Source organism: Salinisphaera sp. T31B1, from assembly GCF_040361275.1.
Lineage (GTDB): Bacteria > Pseudomonadota > Gammaproteobacteria > Nevskiales > Salinisphaeraceae > Salinisphaera.
Genome location: NZ_APNH01000002.1, coordinates 178,468 through 200,090 on the forward strand (window position 1 = coordinate 178,468; position 21,623 = coordinate 200,090).

Sequence of the window (21,623 nt, forward strand, 5' to 3'; positions counted from 1 at the left end):
CGGTTCAGTCGAACCGATCGTCGGTGACCTGGACCATGCCGTTGTCGACACGTGTGGGGAAGGTCGGCAGGTCCTCATAGGCCGGCGCGCACAGCGCCTTGCCATTACGGATACAGAACCGCGCGCCGTGCCGTGGACAGATGATCTCATCGCCCTCGACCTCACCGCTGGCCAGCTCGCCGCCGTCGTGCGTGCACATATCTTCGATCGCGTAGTATTCGCCTTTGCGAAAGAACACCGCGACCATGACGTCGTCGACATCCACGACGCGGCATTGTCCGTCCTTGAGTTCGCCATCCCTGACGACATCGACCCATTCGCTCATCGTTCGTTCTTGCTCGTGATGGATGAAACAGATTGCCCCGGGGACACCGCGCGGTAACCGATCAGCCGAAGATCCGGGCGACGCTCTCCAGCCCCTTGATCAGCGCGTCGACATCCTCGTCGTTGTTGTACATCGCAAACGAGGCCCGTGCGGTGGCCGGCACCCCGAATCGCGTCATCAACGGCATGGCGCAGTGGTGTCCGGTACGGATCGCGACCCCGGACTCATCGAGCAGGGTGCCGATATCGTGAGCATGCACACCGTCCATGACGAAGGAGATGGTTGCGGCCTTTCCGGGTGCTGTGCCGATGATCCTGAGGCCGTCGATGCCCGCCATCGCCGCGGTCGCTTTCTCGAGCAGGCGATGCTCGTGAGCGGCGACCGCGGCGAGATCGATGCCGTCCAGATACTCCAGCGCTGCGCCGAAGGCGGCCGCACCTGCGATGTTGGGGGTGCCGGCCTCGAATCGATAGGGCAGCTCGTTCCAGGTCGTGCCTTCGAACGAAACCGTCTCGATCATATCGCCGCCCCCCTGATAGACCGGCATGTCCTCGAGCAGTTCGCGCTTGCCATACAGCGCACCGATACCGGTCGGACCGAACAGCTTGTGTGCCGACATGACATAGAAATCGGCATCCAGCGCACGGACATCCACCGACATGTGGGCGACAGCCTGCGCGCCGTCGACCAGCACCGGCACGCCGCGGGCGTGGGCTGCGGCGATCATCTCGGCGACCGGCAGCACCGTGCCGAGCGCGTTGGAGATATGGGCAATACAGGCGATCACGGTGCGATCGCTGAGACGTGACTCGAAGGCCGCCTGTGTCACCGAGCCATCGTCTTCGACCGGAACCACGACCAACCGTGCGCCGGTCGCTTCGGCCGCGATCTGCCAGGGCACGATGTTCGAGTGGTGCTCGAGCTCGGTGACCAGAATCTCGTCGCCGGGCTTCAGCCGCGGACGGGCGTAGCACTGTGCAACGAGGTTGATTCCGTCAGTCGTGCCCCGGGTATAGATGATTTCGGCTCGCGACCCGGCGCCGAGAAAATCCACCAGGCGGTCGCGCGCGCCTTCATAAGCACGCGTGGCACGCTGCGACAATGCATGAATCGCGCGATGCACGTTGGCGTTCGCGTGACGGTAATAGTCGTCGCTGGCACAAATCACGTGAAGCGGCTTCTGGGTGGTCGCCGCATTGTCGAGATACGACAGCCGCATACCCTGATCCAGCGGTTCGGACAGGATCGGAAAATCCTCGCGTATGCGTTTTGCGTCGAACAGGGGCTTGTTGGCAGCGGTCGCGGTATTCATGGGGCTCTCAGACCAGGTCCGTGTAGTTTTCGCCTCCGGGCAGCTTGGACATCAGTGCCGCTTCGACGAAGCGCTCGATCGGCTCGATTCCGATTTTCTGAACCAGCGCGTTGGCAAAGCTGTAGGTCAGAATCGCGCGTGCACCGACATCGTCCACGCCGCGGCTCGTGAGGTAGAACACTGCGTCCTCGTCGAGCTGGCCAACCGTCGAACCGTGTGCCGCCGTCACGTCGTCGGCATAGATTTCCAGCTCGGGTTTGGCATCGACCTCGGCCTTGTCCGATAGCAGCAGCGCATCGCAGGCCTGTTCGGAGTCGGTCTTCTGGGCATGCTTGTGGATGATGATCTTGCCGTTGAACACGCCTCGGCCATGGTCGGCAAGCACGCCCTTGTAGATTTCGCGGCTGATACTGTGCTCCGTGTCGTGGTCGACCCGGGTATGGTTATCGATATGCTGTCGGCCGGTCGGCGCATACACGCCGTACAGATGAATCTCGGCGTTGTGGTCGACCAGCGTGGTGTTGGTATCGATACGCGCCAGTCGGCCGCCCAGATCAAAACCGTGATTGATCACCCGGCTGTCCCGGGTCTGTCGCGCGAAGAAGCTGGCGATATGGTAGCCGCGGCTGGATTCCTGCTGAACACGACAGCGGGTCAGCTGCGCATTGGTGCCCATATCGGCTTCGGTCACCACGTTGGTGAAGTAGGGCTTGTCGCCCAGGCCGACGTAATGTTCGATCGCGGTCGCCTGGCTGCCGGTTTGCAAGACGAACCGGTGCCGAACCTGAGCCATGCGATCCTCGCGCGTACCGCTGGACAGTGTCACCAAGTGAATCGGCTTGTCGACAACCACGTTGGCCGCGACTTCCACGTAGGCGCCGTCGGTGGCGAATGCGGCATTCATTGCAGAAAGACTGCCCGGTTGTTCTGTCACCGCGGCGCATTTGACCCGTGCCTCGGCGTCTTCGTCGAGATGGGCGGCGAACGAGCGTACGGTCACGCCCTCGGGCAGCGCGTCCAGTGACGATAGGCGCGCGCTGAAGTGGCCGTCGACGATGACGATACGATGCGTATCCAGCCCGTCCGGCAAAAAGGGAGCAAGAGCGGACTCGTCCAGATCGCCGGCGTCGTCGCTGGCTTCGAACCGACGCTTTTCCAACGCCCGCAGACTGGTGTATTTCCAGTCTTCCAGACGCGTATCGGGGAACCCGGCTTCGGCGAACGCCTTGAGCTCGGCCTGACGGTCGCGCTTGCTGGCGTCGCTGCCCGGCAGGTCGCGCTCGAGACGGGCGTACTCGGCCAGATAATGATCGATGAGCGGCGCGATATCGTTCATGAGGAAGCGGCGTTCTCGGTTTCCAGGTTCACGTAGCCTTCGGCTTCCAGCGTATCGGCCAGTTCCGGCCCGCCAGAGCGCACGATACGACCGGCCGCCAGCACGTGCACGCGATCCGGCACCACATGTTCGAGCAGTCGCTTGTAATGGGTGACGAGCACGGTCGAGCGTTCGGGCGAACGCAGGCGGTTGATGCCATCCGACACCACCTTCAGGGCGTCGATATCCAACCCCGAATCGGTTTCGTCGAGAATCGCCAGGGCCGGCTCCAGCACCAGCATCTGGAAGATCTCGTTACGCTTTTTCTCGCCGCCGGAAAAATCCTCGTTCACACCGCGCTTGACCATGTCCATGCTCATGCCGACATGACCAATCTTCTCCTGAATGATCTGCATGAACTCGACGGCGTCGATCTCGGGCTCGCCGTGGTACTTGCGCCGCGCATTTACTGCCGCGCGCAGCAGGTACAGGTTCGAAACACCCGGAATCTCGACCGGATACTGAAAGCCGAGGAAAACCCCTTCGCAGGCACGTTCGTCGGCGTCCAGATCGAGCAGGTCCTTGCCCTGGTAGGTCACGGTTCCGGCGGTTATCTCGTAATCCTCGCGGCCGGCCAGCAAGCTCGCGAGCGTGGACTTGCCGGACCCGTTCGGACCCATGATGGCGTGGACTTCACCAGCGGGGATCTCGAGATCAATGCCGCGCAGGATCGGCTTGCCTTCGACCTCGGCGTGTAGATTCTTGATGGAAAGCATAAAGTGTATTCAACGGATTAATAACAGGACAGGCCCGTGCACACTGGCACGGGCCCGGTATTATCGACAGTGTGGTGCCCGGGACTCAGCCGACGGCATTCTCGAGCGTGACGTTCAGCAGCTTCTGTGCCTCGACGGCGAACTCCATCGGCAGCTCCTTGAAGACATCCTTGCAGAAGCCGTTGACGATCAGATTGACCGCATCCTCTTCGGACAGTCCGCGCTGCTGACAATAGAACATCTGGTCTTCGCCGATCTTGGAGGTCGTTGCCTCGTGTTCAAGCTTGGCCGACGAGTTCTTGGTCTCGACATAAGGGAAGGTGTGTGCACCGCACTCGTCGCCGATAAGGAGCGAGTCGCACTGGGTGAAGTTTCGAGCGTTGGTCGCGCTGGGCAGAATCTTCACCAGCCCCCGATAGGACTGCTCTCCGCGTGCTGCCGAAATACCCTTGGCGATGATGGTGGACTTGGTATTGCGGCCCACGTGAATCATCTTGGTGCCGGTGTCGGCCTGCTGCATACCGCGCGTCACGGCGACCGAATAGAACTCACCGACCGAGTCGTTGCCGTTGAGCACGCAGCTCGGATACTTCCACGTGATCGCGGAACCGGTTTCTACCTGGGTCCAGGAGATCTTCGAGCGGTCCCCGCGACAGTCGCCACGCTTGGTTACGAAATTATAGATTCCGCCCTTGCCATTTTCGTCGCCGGGATACCAATTCTGGACGGTGGAGTACTTGATTTCGGCGTCTGCCTCGGCGATGAGCTCCACCACGGCCGCGTGCAGCTGATTTTCATCGCGCTGCGGCGCAGTACAACCTTCCAGATAACTGACATGGCTGCCTTCCTCGGCAACGATCAACGTACGCTCGAACTGGCCGGTGTTTTCCGCATTGATACGGAAATAGGTCGACAACTCCATCGGGCACTTCACGCCCTTGGGGATGTAGACGAAGGATCCATCGGTGAATACTGCAGCGTTGAGTGCTGCGAAAAAGTTGTCGCCACGCGGAACTACCGTGCCCAGATGCTTCTTGATCAGCTCGGGATGTTTCTGGATGGCTTCGGAGATCGAACAGAAGATCACGCCGGCTTCAGACAGCTTCTTCTTGAACGTCGTCGCGACCGATACGCTGTCGAACACGGCATCGACCGCTACGTTGGCCGAACCCTTGACGCCAGCGAGCACTTCCTGTTCGCGCAGGGGAATCCCGAGCTTGTCGTATGTCTCGAGCAGCTTGGGATCGACGTCGTCCAGGCTGTCCGGACGATCCGCATCGCTCTTCGGCGCGGAGAAATAGGATATCTTCTGGTAATCGATCGGCGGGTAGTGCAGGTGCGGCCACTTGGGCGCACGCATGCGCAGCCATTGCTGATAGGCTTCCAGGCGCCACTGCAGCATCCATTCCGGTTCGTTCTTTTTGCCGGAAATGAAGCGAATGACGTCTTCGTCCAGGCCAGGTGCGATCGTATCGGATTCGAGATCGGTAACGAACCCGGCCTCGTATTCGCGCGCGGCGACCAGTGTTTCAACGTCTTCCTGATGTGCGGCCATAGCGTCTCGGGTGATTCGGATATGTGCAGTTATCCGGGCAAGTATAACGCGATTCGGAAGGCGCCCGGCGGCAAGATTGCCGATACCCCTGATAGTGGAGTTCTATTGTCACTCTTCAAGGCATTGGCGCGCTCGAATGTGCTTGATTGCAGCGAGAAATCGGGCTTTAATGCCCGCTTATCCAACGATTATAGGGAGTTCCCATGCGTGGCATGATTCGTCTGGGTGCGCTGGCACTCGCCGGCACAGCGGTCGCCGGTTGTTCACAGATCACCATCACATCCGACACCATCGTCGACGGCACCGCGCGTATCGCCGATGCCACGACCAATGCCGTACAGGGCACCAGCAACATCACTACGGATACCGCCAACGACGTGGATGCGCGCACGCACGCGGCACGTCGTGAATTCGTGGATTCCCAGTACGCCATGCTCAAGCGCGAAGCCGCGCAGGGATCCGGCGAACATCTGGATGCACTGGCCTACATGATGCATGCTCAGGACACCGCCGCCTTCGATGCACAGATCCAGGCGCATTATCAGACGCTGTTCGGCAATGCCGACGAGGCCGGCGACGCCGATCAGTGGCTGAGCCAGCTGTATCAGGTGGTTGGAACCCCGCCTGACATGGCCATGGCCTCAGCGGCCACGGCGGGCTGATCGCACGCCGCGTGCAGACGAGCCGGTATGGCGACATACCGGCTTTTTTTATGGTCGCCTGCAGCGCGGCCCGGCATCACCATCGACGAGGTCGCGCCATGGCGCGCAATAAGCACTGGGATATCGACGTCCCGTTCTATATCGACATCGAGGTGGTCGAAGACCATATCGACCGGCTCGAGCATGTCAACAACGGCGTATACCTGAGTTTCATGGAGCAGGCGGCCTGGCAGCATACCGAGGCGCTCGGTCTGAGCTGGGCAGACTACCGTGAGCTCGATGCTGCCTGCGTGGTTCACCGCCACGAACTGGATTATCTGGCGCCGGCCGTGCTGGGCGAGCGGCTGCAGGTCGCGACATGGATCACCGAAAACGACCATCGCCTGGCGATGTGGCGTGCGTTCCAGATCCGGCGTACCAACGACGGCCACACGATCTTTCGTGGTCGCACCCAGTATGTGTGTATCCGGTTGTCGAACGGACGTCCGCGACGCATGCCGCAGCTTTTTGTCGATGCCTACCGACCCGCGGTGGCCGCGGGTGGCTGATCCGGGTTCAAGCGGGCCTCGTGTGGCGATTCTGTTCTGCCCGGGCTGTCGTTGGCAGACTCGTGCGAGCTGGATGGCGCTGGAACTATTCAACACGTTCGGAGACGCGCTGGGCGAGATTGCGCTCGTGCCCGCCGGCAGCGGCGTGTTCGAGATTCGGCTGAACAACGAGTGTTTGCATTCGCGAGCGCGCGACGGCAGCTTTCCCGAGCTAAAACCTATCAAGCAGCGGATTCGCGACCGTATTCAACCGGATCGCGATCTCGGCCATTCCGAACCCTAGCCGGCAGCATCCACCCAAACCAGCGCCACGAGCGCGTGCCGGGGAACCGCCACCACCGCCAGCTGGCCCAGACGCCGGCCCAGGGCGCACGCCATGCCCTGGTCCATGCCGCCAATCAGAAGGCCGGGTTCGTCTGGCCATTGGCCGTCGGCGTCGCGGTTCACGCTTCGACAGGATCGGTATCCGGCCATGCTGGACCATCGATCCAGCCAGGCAAGCCGGGCCTGGTTACGCTCTGTCGCCAAGGGATGTGCCTGCGGGTTGCAGGGTGTGACCAGCCATGCACATTCGCTTGCGCTGGCGCGCGTCCAGGCGCCGATCGGCGCGGGGCAGGGCCGACCTATCCCGAGTACATGCCAGCGGCCGTGAAGTTCGACACGGTAATGGGTCTTTTCGAATGCCTCGCGAAGGGGTACCGACATGGCCGTGAGTATGCCGGCTTGAGCCAGAGCATGAAAAAACCCGGGCCGAAGCCCGGGTCGTTGCCGATACGCGAGCGCTAGGCCACCCGCGTTTCCAGGCGCTGATCCTCATGCGTGTTTTCCAGCGGATTGAGCAGATACTCTTTGGAAAACGCGTCCGTGAGAATGGCGTCGTAGCGCATATCGTCATATTCCTTGACCTGACGCGCCTGATCTTCCGTAAGGATTCCCTGGTCGACACAACTGGCCAGCCGCTCGTCGACCGTGAATCCATCGGCTTGCCCCTTGGCAACCGCCTTGAAGAAAATGTCGTAGACAGGTTCGACTTCGATGAGGCGGTTGAAGGTCTGTTCCATGCGCCCGGTCGCGCTCTTGTAGTCCTTGCCGATATGGATATTGGCTGACAGACGGTCGCGGAACGCCGACGGCTCCATGATCTCCTCGCCCAAGCGGTTGATCAGCGCGTCACTCGGCCCCTTGTGAGCCAGACCGGTCGGGAACACCAGAAAACGAAGTGCGCCGCCGACGAACGCATTGGGGAAATTACGGAAAAATCCGTCGAACGCCTGCTCGATCTTGGCCAGGCTATCCTGCATCACATAGTGCAGATGCGGGATATCTGCCTCGAGCTCGCCTTCATCGTAGAAATATTTGAGCGTGGCCGTGCCGAAATACAGCTCCGACAGTACGTCACCCAGCCGCGCCGACAGCAACTCCTTGCGTTTGAGCTCGCCGCCAAGCATGCCCATGGTCACATCCGAGCAAATAGCCAGCGCCGAGGAGAAACGCTCCATCTGACGATAGTAGGGGGCGGCGACCCCGGTCACCGGTGCCTTGGCAGTTATCGCGCCCGACAGGCCGAAGGTCAGCGTCCGTGCGGCACGGTTGACCGAGTGCCCGACATGCGACCAGAGCAGAGTGTCGAATTCGTTCAGATCGTCGGCACGTGCGGCCTCCATTTCGGGAAAGACGTAGGGATGACAGCGAATGGCGCCCTGCCCGAAGATCATCAGGCTGCGCGTGAGAATATTCGCCCCCTCGACCGTGATCGCTACGGGGATCTGCTGATAGGACGCCGCCAGGTAGTTCCTCGGGCCCTGCTGAATGCCGCGCCCGCCGTGGACGTCCATGGCGTCGTTGAGAATGATCCGCATCCATTCGGTCATGTGATATTTCGCCATGGCCGTGACCACCGACGGGGTGCACTGGTCGACGCCGCTGGCGGTGAGGATGCGTGCTGCCTCCATCTTGTAGTTCAGCCCGGAGATACGGGCGGTTGCCTCCTGTACGCCTTCGAACTTGCCCACGGGCAGTTTGAATTGCCGGCGGATACGCCCGAACGCGCCAGTCATGCGATAGGACACCTTGGAAGCGGCCGACGACAACGCCGGCAAGGAGATGCCACGGCCGGCCGACAGACATTCGACGAGCATGCGCCAGCCGCCGCCGGCCTTGTCCTGACCACCGATGATGGCGTCGAGAGGCACAAATACGTCCTTGCCGTAAATGGGGCCGTTCATGAATGCACCCGGGCAGTGTCGGCGGCCAATCTCAACGCCCGGCTCGTCGGCGCGGATCAGTGCACAGGTGATGCCGTAATCGGTCTTGTCCGCGTCGCCAAGCAGGCCTTCGGGATCGTAGAGCTTGAAGGCCAGCCCGATGACTGTCGCCACCGGTGCGAGCGTGATCCAGCGTTTGGAGAAGGTCAGCTTCATGCCCAGCACGTCTTCGCCGTTGTAGGTACCGCGACAGACAACCCCAGTATCTGGCAGCGCGCCCGCGTCGGAACCGACCTCCGGCCCGGTCAGGCCGAAACACGGAATTTCAGTGCCCTGGGCCAGCCCCGGCAGCCACTGCTCCTGCTGGGCCTTGGTACCGTAGTGGGTGAGCAGTTCGCCCGGTCCGAGCGAGTTCGGCACCATGACGGTAACGGCAGCGGTCAGCGAACGTGAGGCGATTTTGGCCACGACCGTGGACTGTGCCACCGCAGAGAAACCGAGCCCGCCGTGCTCCTTGGGGATCAGCATGGCGAAAAAACGATGCTCGCGGATATGGTCCCATGCGGCCTGCGGCAGGTCCTTGAGTTCGTGAGTGATCTCCCACTCGTCAAGCAGATCGCACAGCTGCTCGGTTTCGTTATCCAGAAAGGACTGCTCTTCGTCGGTGAGCCGCGTACGCTTGAAATCGAGCAGATACTGCCAGTCCGGCTTGCCGCGGAACATTTCGGTTTCCCACCAGGTGCTGCCTGCCTCAAGCGCTTCGCGTTCGGTTTCCGACATCGGCGGCAGCACGGCCTTGAAACCCGCGAAGATCGGCTTGCTCACCCACCGTCGCCGCAAGGCGGTGACGTTGAACAGCACAAGCAGCGGAACGAACACCACGGTCGCAAAGATCACGCCGGGCCATGCGATGGCTCCCACGAGAGCCAGCAACGCGAAATACACGATCACTGCCGCGCTCCACGTCATCAGGGATGCGCCTCTATAGGCGAGCGTCCATGCCGCGGCCAGGGCGACGAGAATGGCTATCAGAGCTGTCATAACAATCTCCGGTTAAGAATTCTTGCCCGGCTCGAACATCTGTCCGGCCGAGGCCGGGTCTGGTCTGGCCGGGGAGGGCGCGTCGAGCTCCGGCGGCATCAGGCTGACCATGAGGAATCTGACGTAATCGCCGAACTCGGGCCCGTCGGCGGCCGGCCACTGATCGGGCAGGTCGCGTCGAATCTGGAGCGAGCCGAGGAACACCGAGAACGTCATCAGTGCCCACCGGCGCGCCACCTCGAGCGACAGGCCCAACGCGCTGTAGCAGTCGACGATGAATTCCAGGCGTCGTTTCGACACGCGTTCGACATAGTCGCGTACGAACGCCGGCTTGGTTGCACTCGACAGTGCGACATACACCCGACTGGCGCGACGCGAGGTGTTGACCTCGGTGATCAGCCGCTTGATACGGGCACGCGGATCGACTTCCTGCTGAACGCGCTCGAGTACTTCGTCGGTCTCACGCGCTTCCCACCGGTTGAGAGCGGCAACCAGGAGCGCCTCGCGATTCGGAAAATGCCAGTAGAAGCTGCCCTTGGTCACGCCCAGCTCGCGGGCCAACGGCTCGACCGCTACGCCCTCGACGCCCCGGCGGCCAATGGCATCCAGGGCGGCTTCTGCCCAGTCGTGAGCGGTGAGCATAATTTTCTGTTGTCGAGCCATTCCGCTTCGCGCCATAAGACTTCCGTATAATGTTGCTAAATTGCCGCGCCGTGTCAATACGGCGCCGTATGGATTGGACAACGCGTCGCCGGCCCAGCGCGGCGCACCGATGACCGACAGGGGAGCCGTATGCGCCAACCGACCCGTTCAGACTACGCCCACTATGTTTCGATCAAGGTCAAATGGGGCGAGATGGACAGCCTCGGCCACGTCAACAACACCGTGTTCTATCGTTACTCGGAGGACGGCCGGATCGATTACATCCACGGCATTGCCGACGGCGGCGATACCCAGACAAGCGACGGTCCCATCCTGGCCGATCTGCGTTGCAGTTTCCGCCAACAGCTGCGTTTCCCGGCCGATATCGAGATCGGCACGCGGGTCAGCCGCATGGGCCGCAGTTCGATCGATCTGGAGCAGTGTCTGTTCTTTGCCGACACTGACGACGTCATCGCGGTGTATCAAACCGTGATCGTATGGTTCGACTTCGGTGCGCAGACGAGCATGCGGGTGCCGGAAACCGTTCGGGAACGTGTCCGGGACCGCGAAAACGTACCGCCCGAGGAATAGATGCGCAGTGGCTGTCCGGTGGGGCAGCCACTGCGCGTCTGGCCGATACTACTGCGCGCGTTCGCTGAAGCCGTCGCGCATGAACACATCCGCCAGCGGCAGCTGGCCGCTGCGCGGATGGGCGCCCTGAAGTGTCTTGCCGATACACAGCATCATGCAGATGCGATGATCGGGCGGCAGGTTGATCAGATGCCCGACCCGCTTGAAGTCGAAGCCGTCCATCGGACAGGAATCGTAGCCCATGGCTCGCGCGGCGAGCATCGCGGTCTGGGCTGCCATCCCGCAGGAGCGCATGCCTTCGTCACGCTGTAGCGCTTCGTCGTCGCGGTAGAAATGCAGGATCTCGCGCACCATCGCCTCGGCGACCTCGGGCGGGGCGTTGCGCCAGTAACGTTCCGGCGATTTGGCCCAGCTCTTCAGGTCGAGACACAGCACCAGCAGCAAAGACGCTTCGGTGACCTGTGACTGATCCCAGGCCGCTTTGCGGATCTCCGCTCGCAGTGCGTCGTCCTGTACGGCAACAAAACGCCAGTTCTGAATATTGAATGCCGTGGGCGAGAGCAGCACGTGCTCCATGAGCTGTTCGATCTCGGCGTCGGACATCCGGTGCGCGGGGTCGAAGTGGCGTACGGATCGTCGACTGACGATCGCTTCGAAGACCTCCATCAGGCGCCGCCGACCGTGGCGGCCCGTGCCTGTTCGGCCGCATTGCCCACGTAGTCGTGCGGGCGCATCGCCTTGAGCCGGGCGCGATCGGCCTCGGGGATGGCTAGCGTATCGATGAAGGCCTGCATCGCGCCGGCGTCGATCACCTTGCCGCGTGTCAGAGCCTTGAGCTGTTCATAGGCACCGCTGATGCCGCGTACACGCATCACCGTCTGGATCGCCTCGGCGAGTACGATCCAGTTGTCGTCCAGATCGGCAGCCATGCGCGCTTCGTTGGCCTGGAGTTTGCCCACGCCCTTGAGCAGCGACGCATAGGCCACGCCGCCGTGGGCTAGTCCGACTCCGAGATTGCGCAGGACGGTGGAATCGGTCAGATCGCGCTGCCAGCGCGAAATCGGCAGTTTCGCAGCCAGATGATCCATGATGGCGTTGGCCAGCCCGAGGTTGCCCTCGGCGTTCTCGAAATCGATCGGATTGACCTTATGCGGCATCGTCGACGAGCCGATTTCGCCCTCGACTGTGGCCTGCTTGAAATAACCCAGCGAGATGTAGCCCCAGATATCGCGCGAGAAATCGAGTAGCACGGTGTTAATCCGCATCAGCGCGTGAAAGAACTCGGCAATGAAATCGTGCGGCTCGATCTGGGTCGTCGCCGGACTGACCTCCAGCCCCATGCCGCGAATGAACCGACTGGCGATGCCCGGCCAGTCGGCATCCGGATAAGCGGCCATATGAGCGTTGTAGTTGCCCACCGCGCCGTTCATCTTGCCGAATATCGCAACTTCGGCGAGCAGGCCGCGCTGGCGACGCAGACGCTGGACGAACACCGCCATCTCCTTGCCGAGCGTCGTCGGCGACGCCGATTGGCCGTGCGTACGCGAGAGCATGGGCACGTCGGCATAGTCGCCCGCCAGGGCAGCGATCGCATCGATCAGACGATCGATGGCGGGCAGGAGATTGTCGTCGCGTGCATCGCGAAGCATCTGGGCATAGGCCAGATTGTTGATGTCTTCGGAGGTGCACGCGAAATGGATGAACTCGTTGAGTTGAGCGATCTCGTCGATATGCTTGATCTTGTTCCGCAGGTAGTACTCGACCGCCTTCACGTCGTGATTGGTCGTGTCCTCGATCGCCTTGACCTGCTGACCTTCGTTGATATCGAAGTCGGTGATCAGCTGTTCGAGAAATGCATGGGCCGAGTCGGACAGCGCCGCTACGTCGGGAATTTCGTCCTCTAGTGACAGCGCCTGTAGCCAGCGGATCTCGACAATCAAGCGGTAGCGGATCAGGCCGTACTCACTGCAGATCGCGCGCAGATCCCAGGTCTTGTCGGCATAGCGGCCGTCGATCGGTGAAATAGCAGACAGCGCGGTGAGTTGCATCGCCATGGGCACGCATCCGTTGGTTTCGAGCGGTGATAGAATCGCGGATTCTACCGAATTCAAAGGTCCTGCGTTGCACGCTCGACGCCGGGCCGTGACGTTTTCACGCCGGGATGCCTGTGGCATCTCCATGCCTTCCACAAGGAGCGACCGATGGCCGACGATCCGAACAAGACCGATGACTACCGCATCGAAAAAGACAGCATGGGCGAACTCAAGGTGCCCAAGAGCGCATTATGGGGCGCTCAGTCCCAGCGAGCGGTCGACAACTTTCCGGTATCGGATTTGCGTGCGCCGCGCGCCATGATCAACGCGCTGGGCCTGATCAAGGCCAGCGCCGCCCAGGTCAATCGTGATCTGGAACTGCTGGACGGCGATCTCGCCGAGGCCATCGTCAGTTCGGCCACGGCCGTGGCCGAGGGGCGCTACGACGCCCACTTCCCGGTCGACATCTTCCAGACCGGCTCGGGCACGTCGACGAACATGAACACCAACGAAGTGGTCGCACATCTGGCCACCGAGGCGGCCGGCAAGACCGTGCATCCGAACGATCACGTCAATATGGGCCAGTCGTCGAACGACGTTATCCCCACCTCTATTCATGTGGCGGCGGTGATCGAAGCCGAGAAACGTCTGCTGCCGGCGCTGCGGCACATGCGGGATACGCTGCACACCAAGGGCGCCGAGCTCTCGGAAGTAGTCAAGACGGGCCGGACTCATCTGATGGATGCCATGCCGGTCCGCTTCGACCAGGAACTCGGCGGCTGGGCAGCTCAGATCGACTCCAACATCGCGCGGATCGAATCCGCGCTCCAGCGCATGCGCGGACTCGCCCAGGGTGGGACCGCCGTGGGCACGGGTATCAACGCGCATCCCGAATTCGGCGAACGTTTTGCCAAGGCCGTCAGCCAGGCCAGCGGCTGTGACTTTCACGCATCGACCAACTATTTCGAAAGCCTGTCGTCGCAGGATGCGGCCGTCGAGCTGTCGGGACAGCTCAAGACCGCGGCCGTCTCGATGATGAAGATCGCCAACGATCTTCGCTGGATGAACTCGGGCCCGTTGGCCGGCCTCGGCGAGATTCAGCTGCCTGCGCTTCAGCCGGGGTCCAGCATCATGCCGGGCAAGGTCAATCCGGTCATTCCCGAGGCCGCTGCGATGGTCAGCGCACAAATCATCGGTAACGACGCCACGATCACCGTCGCCGGCCAGTCCGGGAACTTTCAGCTCAACGTCATGCTGCCGGTCATCGCCTACAACCTCCTGCAGTCGATCGAACTGCTCACCAACACCGCCCGTATCATGGCTGACAAGGCGATCGCCGGCTTCACCGTGAATCAGCACAACCTCGACGATGCGTTGTCGAAGAACCCGATTCTGGTCACGGCGCTCAACTCGGTGATCGGCTACGACAAGGGCGCAGCGATCGCCAAGCAGGCCTACAAGGAAGGTCGTCCGGTCAAGGAGCTGGCCATGGAGCAGACCGATCTTGACGAAGCCGAGCTCGATCGACTTCTCGACCCGGCCGATCTCACCAAGGGTGGCATCAAGAAGTAGGCCGGTTGCTTTCGGCCGATTTTGCCAGGGCGCGCTTCGGCGCGCCCTGGCTGTCGATGCGCCTGGGCAGTTTTGAATACACGCGGCGTGTCGGCGGGACGCATGGCATCACCCGTTTGTCGACCGAGCCGGTGAGCCAACGGGCCGGGTTGAGCCGGCCATTAGCGTGTTGTGGTCGCGCAGCGATCGCGCTTTGGAGCGCCGCTCCACTTTGCGACGAATATCGCCGCGGCATGTGATGAATCGAGCGGTCGAGCACCACGGCACGCCGCGGGCGGGCGAATATTCAACGTTTTCAAGCCGTGCCAAGCGACCAGACAGTCGATTGTTGGCGACCGAAATACCGTGGACGCGGTGTGGCGCTGCAAGACAGTGGTCGTTCGAATAAAAAATTATCGTTCTGGCTGAATAACCGCTATAGTGCAGGGGCAGATCAATCTGCGTTTAATACGATTAACCAAAGAGTACAGTATGGCCAAAGGCACCGTGAAGTGGTTCAGTTCCGAAAAAGGTTTTGGTTTCATCGCCCCTGAGGATGGAAGCAAGGACCTGTTCGTGCACCACTCCGAGATCAAGAACGGCGGCGGTTTCGCCACCCTGAACGACGGCCAGGCCGTCGAATTCGAAGTGGGTGAGGGCAAGAAAGGCCCGTGCGCCAACAACGTCGTCGCGGTCTAGCCACTCGAACGACTACGACCGCTGTTTCGCTGGCCTGAGTCGGTCAATCTGACGGCCCATTCGTAGCTAAGCAGCGTGTCGGCAAACGCCGGATGCCCGCGGGTATCCGGCTTTTTTTTGCCCGCTTGTTACGTCCGCGCACGTGTCCGTGGGTGCCCCGACCAGCTGGTTCTGCCCGGGTGTGCGAATACAGGCTCACTCACGCCAGGGCGCGGCGAACGGATCCGCGACGACGCCGGTCGACTCGTCAGGGTCGAACACATGCGCGCGTATCCGGGGCAGGTACTGCGGGTACTCACGCTGGATGAAGTCGAGCATGGCTTCGCGTACCCGGCAGCGGAAATGCCAGAGCGTGATCGAATCGGCGGCGCTGAGCAGAAAGCGCAGTTGCATCGCCGTTTCGCTGGCCTCCACCACCTGGGTATGGCCGACCCGGCCATCCCAGGCACCATCGGTGTCGAGCAGCCGTTGAAACTCTTGGCGTACGGGTTCGACCGGCAGACGGTAATCGACCCAGATCAACACCGGCGCGAAAAGATGCGTGCTGTCGCGTGTCCAATTCTCGAACGGGTTCTCGATGAACCACTGCAATGGCACGATGATGCGACGCATGTCCCAGGCGCGCAGCACGACATAGGTAGTGGTGATGTCCTCGACCCAGCACCAGTTGCCCTCGACTTTCAGAACATCCTCGATACGGAACGGCTGTGACAGCGCGATCTGGAGGCCGGCGAACAGGTTGCCGATCACCGGGCGGGCCGCAAACCCGAGGATCAGCCCGCCAATGCCCGCCGAGGCCAGCAGGCTCGTGCCCAGCTGTCGGATCGACGGAAAGGTCATCAGGGCCGCGGCCACGCCGATGATCGCGATGAGTACACTGATACCACGGCTGATGAATCGTGCCTGAGTTTCGAGTTTTCGCGCAGACCGGTGTCGCCCTTCGACCGCGGGGTTGAGCCCGACGATGACGTCGCCGATCGCACCGCTACCGCGCATGGCGGCCCAGGTCAGTGCGAGGATGAGACAAAGGCTGGTGATATGGCGCACGGCCTCGATCCAGGGCAGGGCACCGCCGTGGGCTTGCCAGATCGTTTGCAATACCAGCAGAAACACGACGGCGCCGCCGGCGTAGGCACAGTCGTCGAGAGATTGGCGTGCCAGTTCACGACGCTCGGTCAGGTGGCGTGCGAGACGGATCATCAGGCAGTAGAGGCCCAGCACGGCCAGCGCGGCACCTAACCCGTAGAGCAACGTCAGCGCCCAGTCGGCCAGCCAAGAATGCGTTGAATCCGTCATGAACCTCTCCTGGCATGGCCTCGGATGACCACACGCCTGAGCGCAGCATGCAAGTTTGGTGCGCTTTTGCGTAGCGGGTCATGTCCGGTCGATGTCGCCGCGGCTGATGCCGTACCGCGCAGGCGTCCTCGCACGGATCAGCGCATAAACCTCGGAGGCGGCCCGTGCACGGTGGGTCGGCCGATGTACGATCACCCGAACTCATCGAATTCCACCTGCGTATGACCCTGACCAGCCGGATGATCGAGACCTCCCGAGGCACGTTCCACGTCAGACGGGCCGGTGTACCCGGCGCGCCCGTGCTGTTGTTGCTCCACGGCTGGCCGCAAAGCAGTTACTGCTGGCAGCCGGTCGCCAGAGCGCTGGCCGACCGGTTCGATCTGGTGATGCCGGACTTGCGCGGACTGGGCGATTCGCCGCGCACGCTCGAGCCACTCGCCTACACCAAGCAAGCACTGGCAGGCGACGTGCTGGCGGTCATGGAAACACTGGCCATCGAGCGCTGTACGCTGATCGGCCATGACTGGGGCGGGGCGGTGGCCCAGGAGCTTGCGTTCGCGGCGCCCGGCCGTATCCAGCGGCTAGTCCTGCTCAATATCCTGGTACTCGCCAATAGTCGCGGCAATCGCGCGGCACGGGCCGCGCTGGCAGCAGTGGGCAATCGGCCCATGTGGTACCAGTTCTTCCAGCACGCAAACGGATTGCCGGAGGCCATGATTCCCGGCAACGAGGCCGCATGGCTGGGCTATTTTCTCAAGACATGGAGCCGGTCCGGTTTCCCTGCGGCGGCTTTCGACGAGTACGTGCGCTGCTATGCGATCGAACATACGCCGGCGACAGGCGCAGCCTACTACCGTTGCCACAAAGCCGATTCGGCGCGCTGGCGCGAGCTGGCCGGTCGCAGGCTGACGATGCCGGCGCTGTATATCCACGGACGGCACGATCCGGTGATCGTGTCCGAATTCACGCATCATCTGGATGACGTGTTCGAGGACATTCGTCTTGAGACACTCGACGCGGCCCACTTCGTCGCAGAAGAGTGTCCGGACGCAGTAGCGCGCCTGATCGGCTGTTTCGCCGAAGGTGGCTGATCAGTATGGGTGAGCCGACGGCGCGACGCCTGTCGTGGCGGCCTCCCACTCGGCTCGCAGACTCTTCACGACGGCCACACATAGCGCGATCATCACCACCGAGAAGGGCAGACCGCCCACCAGCGACGCTGTCTGCAGCGCCGACAACCCGCCGGCCACGGCCAGTGCCACGCTCACCGCACCCTGCAGGACAACCCAGAGTGCGCGGGTAGCCAACGGTGGGTTCTCCATCCCGCCGGTCGACAGGGTGGCGACCACGAATGCGCCGGAATCGGCCGAGGTCACGAAGAATGTGGTGATGAGGATCATCGCCAGTACGGAGCTTAGCGTGGCCAGAGGCAGGCCAGAGAGAAACGCGAACACGACCTGCTGCGTGGCCAGATCGCCCAGTCCGCCCGCGCCGAAAATCTCGCGGTGGAGGGCCGCCCAGCCCATCGTTCCGAACCAGATGAAAATACCCAGGCTCGGGATCACGAGCACGCCGAGGGCGAACTCTCGTACCGTGCGACCACGCGATATGCGCGCCAGAAAGGTGCCCACGAACGGGCCCCAGGCGATCCACCACGCCCAGAAGAACGTCGTCCAGTACGACTGCCATGCATCGCCACTGGCGAAGTCGGTTTCGAAACTGCTCTGGAGGATATGCTGGGCGTAGTAGCCGAACTGGGCCACGACCGCTTCGAGTAAAAAGACGGTGGGCCCGAACACGAGTACGAACACGAGCAGCAGGACGGCGAGCGCAATATTCAGATTCGAAAGCCATTTGATACCGCGGGTCAGGCCGGTCAGTACCGACACGCCGGCCGCCAGGGTGATGGCGATAATGATCGCCAGTCTCAAAGCCAGCGAACCCTCTGCCACCCCGAGATAGGTCAAGCCCGTGTTGATCTGGATGACGCCCAGCCCGAGTGACGTCGCCAGCCCGAAAACCGTGCCCACGATGGCGGTGATATCGATGATATCGCCTACCCACCCCCGTACGATCCGCTCGCCCAGCAGCGGCTCGAGCCCCCAGCGAATGGTCAGCGGCCGGCCGCGGCGGTGCGTGGCGAACCCGAGCGCCAGGCCGACGACGATATAGATCGCGAATGCGCCCGCGCCCCATTCCATCCAGGCTATATGCACCGCGTAACGCGCGGCGGCGATCGTGTCGGAAACGCCCTGACGCGGGGCGGCGTGATAGTGCGCGATCGGTTCGGCGGTACTGTAGAAGATCACGCCAATGCCGATGCCGGCCGAGAACAGCATCGTGTACCACGACACACGGGAAAAATCGGGGCTCGAGTCGGCCGGGCCGAGCTTGAGCGTCCCGTAGCGGCTGCAGCCTACCCAGATCGAAAATCCGATGAACCCGGCGGTGATGAGGATGTAGTACCAGCCGAAGTAATGAACGATCCAGGCCATGATTGCATCGAATGCGTTCGATAGCGGTTCCGGAGCGACGATCGTCGCCGCCACGAAACACACGATCAGCACGACGACCGGGTAACAGACCCGGGGCGCGAGCATGAGCCGTGTCGAACGTGTGGGGGTGGCGGTCGGAGAAGTGGCGGAACGAGTCAAATCGGGCCCTCGGCATGGCGGCTGGACAAGCAAGCTTCGGCGGTCGCGCGGCTCGATGCTCGGCTCGACGAATCCGGCAAAGCGCGAAGCCTACAGGATATCGGCCGGTACGCCGTCACCGGCGTGGTCAGCACGAATGCGCAATCCACCGGATTGCGCGCTCGACATTCGCGGTCGAAGCTTTGTCCACGCATCGTCGCCGCTGCAGCCGGCGTAATGATCCGCATTCGACACGGCAAGGAACATGATCGATGGCATCACAGGCCAAGACCGTCGCCCGCCTGCGCTGGGGCAAGGGATTTACCTATCGCTATACGCACGGGCGCAATAAGGGGCGCACCCTAAAGGACGCCCGCTGGCGGGACTGGATCGCCGAACTGGTGATCCCGCCAGCCTGGCACGACGTCGAGATCACCCTCGATCCGAAGGCTCGGGTGCTGGCCAGCGGCCGCGACGATGCCGGCCGCAAGCAGTATATCTACAACAGCGAATTCACCGCAGCGCAGCAGCGTCGAAAGTTCGACCGCCTGACGCAGTTCGCCCAGCAGCTTTCAACCATGCGACGGGTCACCGGACAGCACCTGAGACAACCGGGATTCACGCGGGAAAAAGTGCTGGCCTGTATGGTGAGACTCATCGATATGGCCTATTTCCGTCCCGGCAGTGAACGCTACTTGCGCGAGAACGACTCCTATGGCCTGACCACCATGCGTTCGCGCCATCTACGGATCGAGGGCGACGAGTTGATTTTCGACTACGACGGTAAAAGTGGCCAGCACCAGCACCGCGTAGTCGAGGATCGACGGCTGGCACGAGTGGTCGCCGAGCTCGATGCCGAACCCGGCTACGAGATATTCAAGTACTACGACGACGATGGCGACAAGGTCTATGTCGATAGCGCAGATCTCAACGAATACATCCGGGAAGTGATGGGAGATGCGTACAGCGCCAAGGATTTTCGCACCTGGGCGGGGACGTCGCTGGCCGCGCTTGCATTGGACGAACTGGGCATCGGCGACGACGAGCAGGTCAGCCAGACGTACGTACGCCAGGCAGTCGAGCGCGTCGCCGAGCGGCTCGGCAATACGCCGGCGATCGCCCGCGACAGCTATATTGACCCACGCGTCATCGACACCTATCTGGATGGGCGAACGCTCAGTCATTTTCTGACGCTGATTCAGAACGAGCTCGAAAAAGGCGACCTGACCGGCCCCGAGGAGCGTGCGATCATGAAAATGCTGGAAAGCCGGGTCGATCGCGAGCGGGCGGCCAAAGTGTAGAACCAGGCACCGATGAGTTAGGATGGAAAATCCATCTTTTCCTTATTGGTGCTGCTTATGGCCAACGAACACAACGCGCCCGTACTGGTAACCGGCGGTAATGGTTATGTTGCGTCGTGGGTGGTCAAGTACCTTCTCGAGGACGGCCAGAATGTACACGCGACCGTGCGCGACGTTTCCAACAAGGACAAGGTCGGCCATCTGGAGGGGATTGCCGCCGAGGCGCCCGGCACCCTGACGCTTTTCGAAGCCGACCTACTGGATCCCGGCGCGTTCGATGAGGCGATGGCCGGCTGTCGGGTGGTCTTCCACACGGCCTCGCCGTTCGTGATCGCCGGCGTCGAGGATCCGGAGGCCGAACTGGTTCGTCCGGCGGTGGAAGGCACCGAGAACGTGCTTGCCAGCGTCGAGCACACGGCCAGCGTGGAGCGCGTGGTTCTCACCTCGAGCGTGGTCGCGGTCTATGGCGACGCCGCCGACATGGCCGATGCCGGCCTTTACGCCTTCGATGAACGCCATTGGAACACTACCTCCAGCGTCGACCACCAGCCCTACAACTATTCCAAGGTATGTGCAGAGCGGCGCGCTTGGGAGCTCAACGATGCACAGCAGCGCTGGCAGTTGGTCACGATCAATCCCGGCTTCGTCCTCGGCCCGTCGCTCACACGCGCCAGCGCGTCGACGAGTCTGTCGACGATGAAGCAGTTCGGCAACGGTACTCTAAGGTTGGGCGCGCCGGAACTGTATTTCGGCGTGGTCGACGTGCGTGATGTAGCCGAGGCCCACCGACGTGCCGGTTTCCTGCCCAAGGTTAGCGGGCGGCATATCGCTACCAGTGGGACGGTCAGCATGCTTGAAATGGGGCGCATGCTGACCGAAGCGTTCGGTAAGCGCTATCCGTTCCCGTCTCGCACGCTACCCAAATGGTTGCTCTGGTTGGTTGGCCCGTTCCAGGGTTTGCCTCGACGGTTTGTCGAGCGCAACGTCGGTCACCGTCTGGATTTCGACAACGGCTATATCAAACGCGATCTGGACATGCGTTTTCGTACAGTCCGCGAAACCGTACAGTCCCATTTTCAGCAGATGCTAGACGACGGGCTCGTTCGACGCCGATAGTCAGGCTCGGTCAATTGTCGGTC

At 62.0% G+C, this 21,623-nt stretch carries 21 protein-coding genes; 9 read left to right on the forward strand and 12 right to left on the reverse strand.

What is annotated here, in order from left to right; translation table 11 throughout:
* Positions 1-4 precede the first annotated feature (4 nt).
* The 5 genes from T31B1_RS07750 to sufB form a co-directional block, all read right to left on the reverse strand.
* Positions 5-325, reverse strand: coding sequence for a non-heme iron oxygenase ferredoxin subunit (locus T31B1_RS07750; protein WP_353248921.1), 321 nt, complete (start codon positions 323-325; stop codon positions 5-7).
* 61 nt (positions 326-386) lie between these two features.
* A complete protein-coding gene (locus T31B1_RS07755; RefSeq protein ID WP_353248922.1) occupies positions 387-1,637 on the reverse strand; it encodes a SufS family cysteine desulfurase in 1,251 nt (416 codons plus the stop codon).
* Positions 1,638-1,644: 7 nt separating this feature from the next.
* The gene (gene sufD / locus T31B1_RS07760) at positions 1,645-2,973 is read right to left on the reverse strand and encodes a Fe-S cluster assembly protein SufD (RefSeq protein ID WP_353248923.1); all 1,329 of its coding nucleotides are present in this window, start codon (positions 2,971-2,973) and stop codon (positions 1,645-1,647) included.
* Positions 2,970-3,728, reverse strand: coding sequence for a Fe-S cluster assembly ATPase SufC (gene sufC, locus T31B1_RS07765; RefSeq protein ID WP_353248924.1), 759 nt, complete (start codon positions 3,726-3,728; stop codon positions 2,970-2,972). Before sufC ends, sufD begins: the two co-directional genes overlap by 4 nt.
* 85 nt (positions 3,729-3,813) lie before the next feature.
* A complete protein-coding gene (sufB, locus tag T31B1_RS07770; RefSeq protein ID WP_353248925.1) occupies positions 3,814-5,283 on the reverse strand; it encodes a Fe-S cluster assembly protein SufB in 1,470 nt (489 codons plus the stop codon).
* 203 nt (positions 5,284-5,486) lie between these two features.
* Between sufB and T31B1_RS07775 the strand changes: the two genes are divergently transcribed.
* The 3 genes from T31B1_RS07775 (at position 5,487) to T31B1_RS07785 (ending at position 6,776) form a co-directional block, all read left to right on the forward strand.
* Positions 5,487-5,945: a DUF3015 family protein gene (locus T31B1_RS07775; protein ID WP_353248926.1), complete on the forward strand. Its 459-nt coding sequence runs from the start codon at positions 5,487-5,489 to the stop codon at positions 5,943-5,945.
* 98 nt (positions 5,946-6,043) lie between these two features.
* Positions 6,044-6,493: an acyl-CoA thioesterase gene (locus T31B1_RS07780; RefSeq protein WP_353248927.1), complete on the forward strand. Its 450-nt coding sequence runs from the start codon at positions 6,044-6,046 to the stop codon at positions 6,491-6,493.
* 22 nt (positions 6,494-6,515) lie between these two features.
* On the forward strand, positions 6,516-6,776 hold the full coding sequence (locus tag T31B1_RS07785; protein ID WP_502950938.1) for an Rdx family protein: 261 nt from the start codon (positions 6,516-6,518) through the stop codon (positions 6,774-6,776).
* Here T31B1_RS07785 and T31B1_RS07790 read toward each other — a convergent pair.
* The 3 genes from T31B1_RS07790 to T31B1_RS07800 form a co-directional block, all read right to left on the reverse strand.
* Positions 6,773-7,198 carry a DUF3293 domain-containing protein gene (locus T31B1_RS07790; protein WP_353248929.1) on the reverse strand — a complete coding sequence of 142 codons (426 nt, stop codon included), beginning with the start codon at positions 7,196-7,198 and terminating at the stop codon, positions 6,773-6,775. The two genes, T31B1_RS07785 and T31B1_RS07790, sit on opposite strands and share 4 nt — an antisense overlap.
* 77 nt (positions 7,199-7,275) lie before the next feature.
* Positions 7,276-9,738 carry an acyl-CoA dehydrogenase gene (locus T31B1_RS07795; protein ID WP_353248930.1) on the reverse strand — a complete coding sequence of 821 codons (2,463 nt, stop codon included), beginning with the start codon at positions 9,736-9,738 and terminating at the stop codon, positions 7,276-7,278.
* 12 nt (positions 9,739-9,750) lie between these two features.
* Positions 9,751-10,380 (reverse strand): TetR/AcrR family transcriptional regulator, encoded by a 630-nt coding sequence (locus T31B1_RS07800; RefSeq protein ID WP_353248931.1) that lies wholly within the window; start codon positions 10,378-10,380, stop codon positions 9,751-9,753.
* A 150-nt stretch (positions 10,381-10,530) separates the two neighbouring features.
* Between T31B1_RS07800 and T31B1_RS07805 the strand changes: the two genes are divergently transcribed.
* Complete coding sequence (locus tag T31B1_RS07805; protein WP_353248932.1) at positions 10,531-10,971, forward strand: acyl-CoA thioesterase; 441 nt, start codon at positions 10,531-10,533, stop codon at positions 10,969-10,971.
* Between the two features lie 48 nt (positions 10,972-11,019).
* Here the strand turns inward: T31B1_RS07805 and T31B1_RS07810 are convergent, their stop codons facing one another.
* Together T31B1_RS07810 and purB are read right to left on the reverse strand one after the other, a co-directional pair.
* Positions 11,020-11,637 carry a nitroreductase family protein gene (locus T31B1_RS07810; RefSeq protein ID WP_353248933.1) on the reverse strand — a complete coding sequence of 206 codons (618 nt, stop codon included), beginning with the start codon at positions 11,635-11,637 and terminating at the stop codon, positions 11,020-11,022.
* Positions 11,637-13,019: an adenylosuccinate lyase gene (gene purB / locus T31B1_RS07815; RefSeq protein ID WP_353249596.1), complete on the reverse strand. Its 1,383-nt coding sequence runs from the start codon at positions 13,017-13,019 to the stop codon at positions 11,637-11,639. The genes T31B1_RS07810 and purB overlap by 1 nt, the downstream gene beginning before the upstream one ends.
* A 153-nt stretch (positions 13,020-13,172) precedes the next feature.
* Here purB and T31B1_RS07820 point away from each other — a divergent pair, with 153 nt between their 5' ends.
* Both T31B1_RS07820 and T31B1_RS07825 read left to right on the forward strand, forming a co-directional pair.
* The gene (locus T31B1_RS07820) at positions 13,173-14,576 is read left to right on the forward strand and encodes a class II fumarate hydratase (protein ID WP_353248934.1); all 1,404 of its coding nucleotides are present in this window, start codon (positions 13,173-13,175) and stop codon (positions 14,574-14,576) included.
* A gap of 471 nt (positions 14,577-15,047) precedes the next feature.
* A complete protein-coding gene (locus T31B1_RS07825; protein WP_353248935.1) occupies positions 15,048-15,254 on the forward strand; it encodes a cold-shock protein in 207 nt (68 codons plus the stop codon).
* A gap of 195 nt (positions 15,255-15,449) precedes the next feature.
* Here T31B1_RS07825 and T31B1_RS07830 read toward each other — a convergent pair whose 3' ends face one another.
* Positions 15,450-16,550 (reverse strand): mechanosensitive ion channel family protein, encoded by a 1,101-nt coding sequence (locus T31B1_RS07830; protein WP_353248936.1) that lies wholly within the window; start codon positions 16,548-16,550, stop codon positions 15,450-15,452.
* Between the two features lie 164 nt (positions 16,551-16,714).
* On the opposite strand from T31B1_RS07830, the gene T31B1_RS07835 reads away from it, so the two are divergent.
* Positions 16,715-17,641: an alpha/beta fold hydrolase gene (locus T31B1_RS07835; RefSeq protein WP_353248937.1), complete on the forward strand. Its 927-nt coding sequence runs from the start codon at positions 16,715-16,717 to the stop codon at positions 17,639-17,641.
* Here T31B1_RS07835 and T31B1_RS07840 read toward each other — a convergent pair whose 3' ends face one another.
* Positions 17,642-19,150, reverse strand: a complete 1,509-nt coding sequence (locus tag T31B1_RS07840; RefSeq protein WP_353248938.1) for a BCCT family transporter — start codon at positions 19,148-19,150, stop codon at positions 17,642-17,644.
* 305 nt (positions 19,151-19,455) lie between these two features.
* Here T31B1_RS07840 and T31B1_RS07845 point away from each other — a divergent pair, with 305 nt between their 5' ends.
* Positions 19,456-20,484 carry a DNA topoisomerase IB gene (locus T31B1_RS07845; RefSeq protein ID WP_353248939.1) on the forward strand — a complete coding sequence of 343 codons (1,029 nt, stop codon included), beginning with the start codon at positions 19,456-19,458 and terminating at the stop codon, positions 20,482-20,484.
* 57 nt (positions 20,485-20,541) lie between these two features.
* Positions 20,542-21,600 carry an NAD-dependent epimerase/dehydratase family protein gene (locus T31B1_RS07850; protein ID WP_353248940.1) on the forward strand — a complete coding sequence of 353 codons (1,059 nt, stop codon included), beginning with the start codon at positions 20,542-20,544 and terminating at the stop codon, positions 21,598-21,600.
* The last annotated feature ends 23 nt before the right edge of the window (positions 21,601-21,623 follow it).

What these genes read in the sequence shown, in the direction of transcription:
- T31B1_RS07750 (WP_353248921.1), bottom strand. Translation starts at nt 325, where the DNA reads ATGAGCGAATGGGTCGATGTCGTCAGGGATGGCGAACTCAAGGACGGA.
- T31B1_RS07755 (WP_353248922.1), bottom strand. Translation starts at nt 1,637, where the DNA reads ATGAATACCGCGACCGCTGCCAACAAGCCCCTGTTCGACGCAAAACGC.
- sufD (WP_353248923.1), bottom strand. Translation starts at nt 2,973, where the DNA reads ATGAACGATATCGCGCCGCTCATCGATCATTATCTGGCCGAGTACGCC.
- sufC (WP_353248924.1), bottom strand. Translation starts at nt 3,728, where the DNA reads ATGCTTTCCATCAAGAATCTACACGCCGAGGTCGAAGGCAAGCCGATC.
- sufB (WP_353248925.1), bottom strand. Translation starts at nt 5,283, where the DNA reads ATGGCCGCACATCAGGAAGACGTTGAAACACTGGTCGCCGCGCGCGAA.
- T31B1_RS07775 (WP_353248926.1), top strand. Translation starts at nt 5,487, where the DNA reads ATGCGTGGCATGATTCGTCTGGGTGCGCTGGCACTCGCCGGCACAGCG.
- T31B1_RS07780 (WP_353248927.1), top strand. Translation starts at nt 6,044, where the DNA reads ATGGCGCGCAATAAGCACTGGGATATCGACGTCCCGTTCTATATCGAC.
- T31B1_RS07790 (WP_353248929.1), bottom strand. Translation starts at nt 7,198, where the DNA reads ATGTCGGTACCCCTTCGCGAGGCATTCGAAAAGACCCATTACCGTGTC.
- T31B1_RS07795 (WP_353248930.1), bottom strand. Translation starts at nt 9,738, where the DNA reads ATGACAGCTCTGATAGCCATTCTCGTCGCCCTGGCCGCGGCATGGACG.
- T31B1_RS07800 (WP_353248931.1), bottom strand. Translation starts at nt 10,380, where the DNA reads ATGCTCACCGCTCACGACTGGGCAGAAGCCGCCCTGGATGCCATTGGC.
- T31B1_RS07805 (WP_353248932.1), top strand. Translation starts at nt 10,531, where the DNA reads ATGCGCCAACCGACCCGTTCAGACTACGCCCACTATGTTTCGATCAAG.
- T31B1_RS07810 (WP_353248933.1), bottom strand. Translation starts at nt 11,637, where the DNA reads ATGGAGGTCTTCGAAGCGATCGTCAGTCGACGATCCGTACGCCACTTC.
- purB (WP_353249596.1), bottom strand. Translation starts at nt 13,019, where the DNA reads ATGCAACTCACCGCGCTGTCTGCTATTTCACCGATCGACGGCCGCTAT.
- T31B1_RS07820 (WP_353248934.1), top strand. Translation starts at nt 13,173, where the DNA reads ATGGCCGACGATCCGAACAAGACCGATGACTACCGCATCGAAAAAGAC.
- T31B1_RS07825 (WP_353248935.1), top strand. Translation starts at nt 15,048, where the DNA reads ATGGCCAAAGGCACCGTGAAGTGGTTCAGTTCCGAAAAAGGTTTTGGT.
- T31B1_RS07830 (WP_353248936.1), bottom strand. Translation starts at nt 16,550, where the DNA reads ATGACGGATTCAACGCATTCTTGGCTGGCCGACTGGGCGCTGACGTTG.
- T31B1_RS07840 (WP_353248938.1), bottom strand. Translation starts at nt 19,150, where the DNA reads ATGCTCGCGCCCCGGGTCTGTTACCCGGTCGTCGTGCTGATCGTGTGT.
- T31B1_RS07845 (WP_353248939.1), top strand. Translation starts at nt 19,456, where the DNA reads ATGGCATCACAGGCCAAGACCGTCGCCCGCCTGCGCTGGGGCAAGGGA.
- T31B1_RS07850 (WP_353248940.1), top strand. Translation starts at nt 20,542, where the DNA reads ATGGCCAACGAACACAACGCGCCCGTACTGGTAACCGGCGGTAATGGT.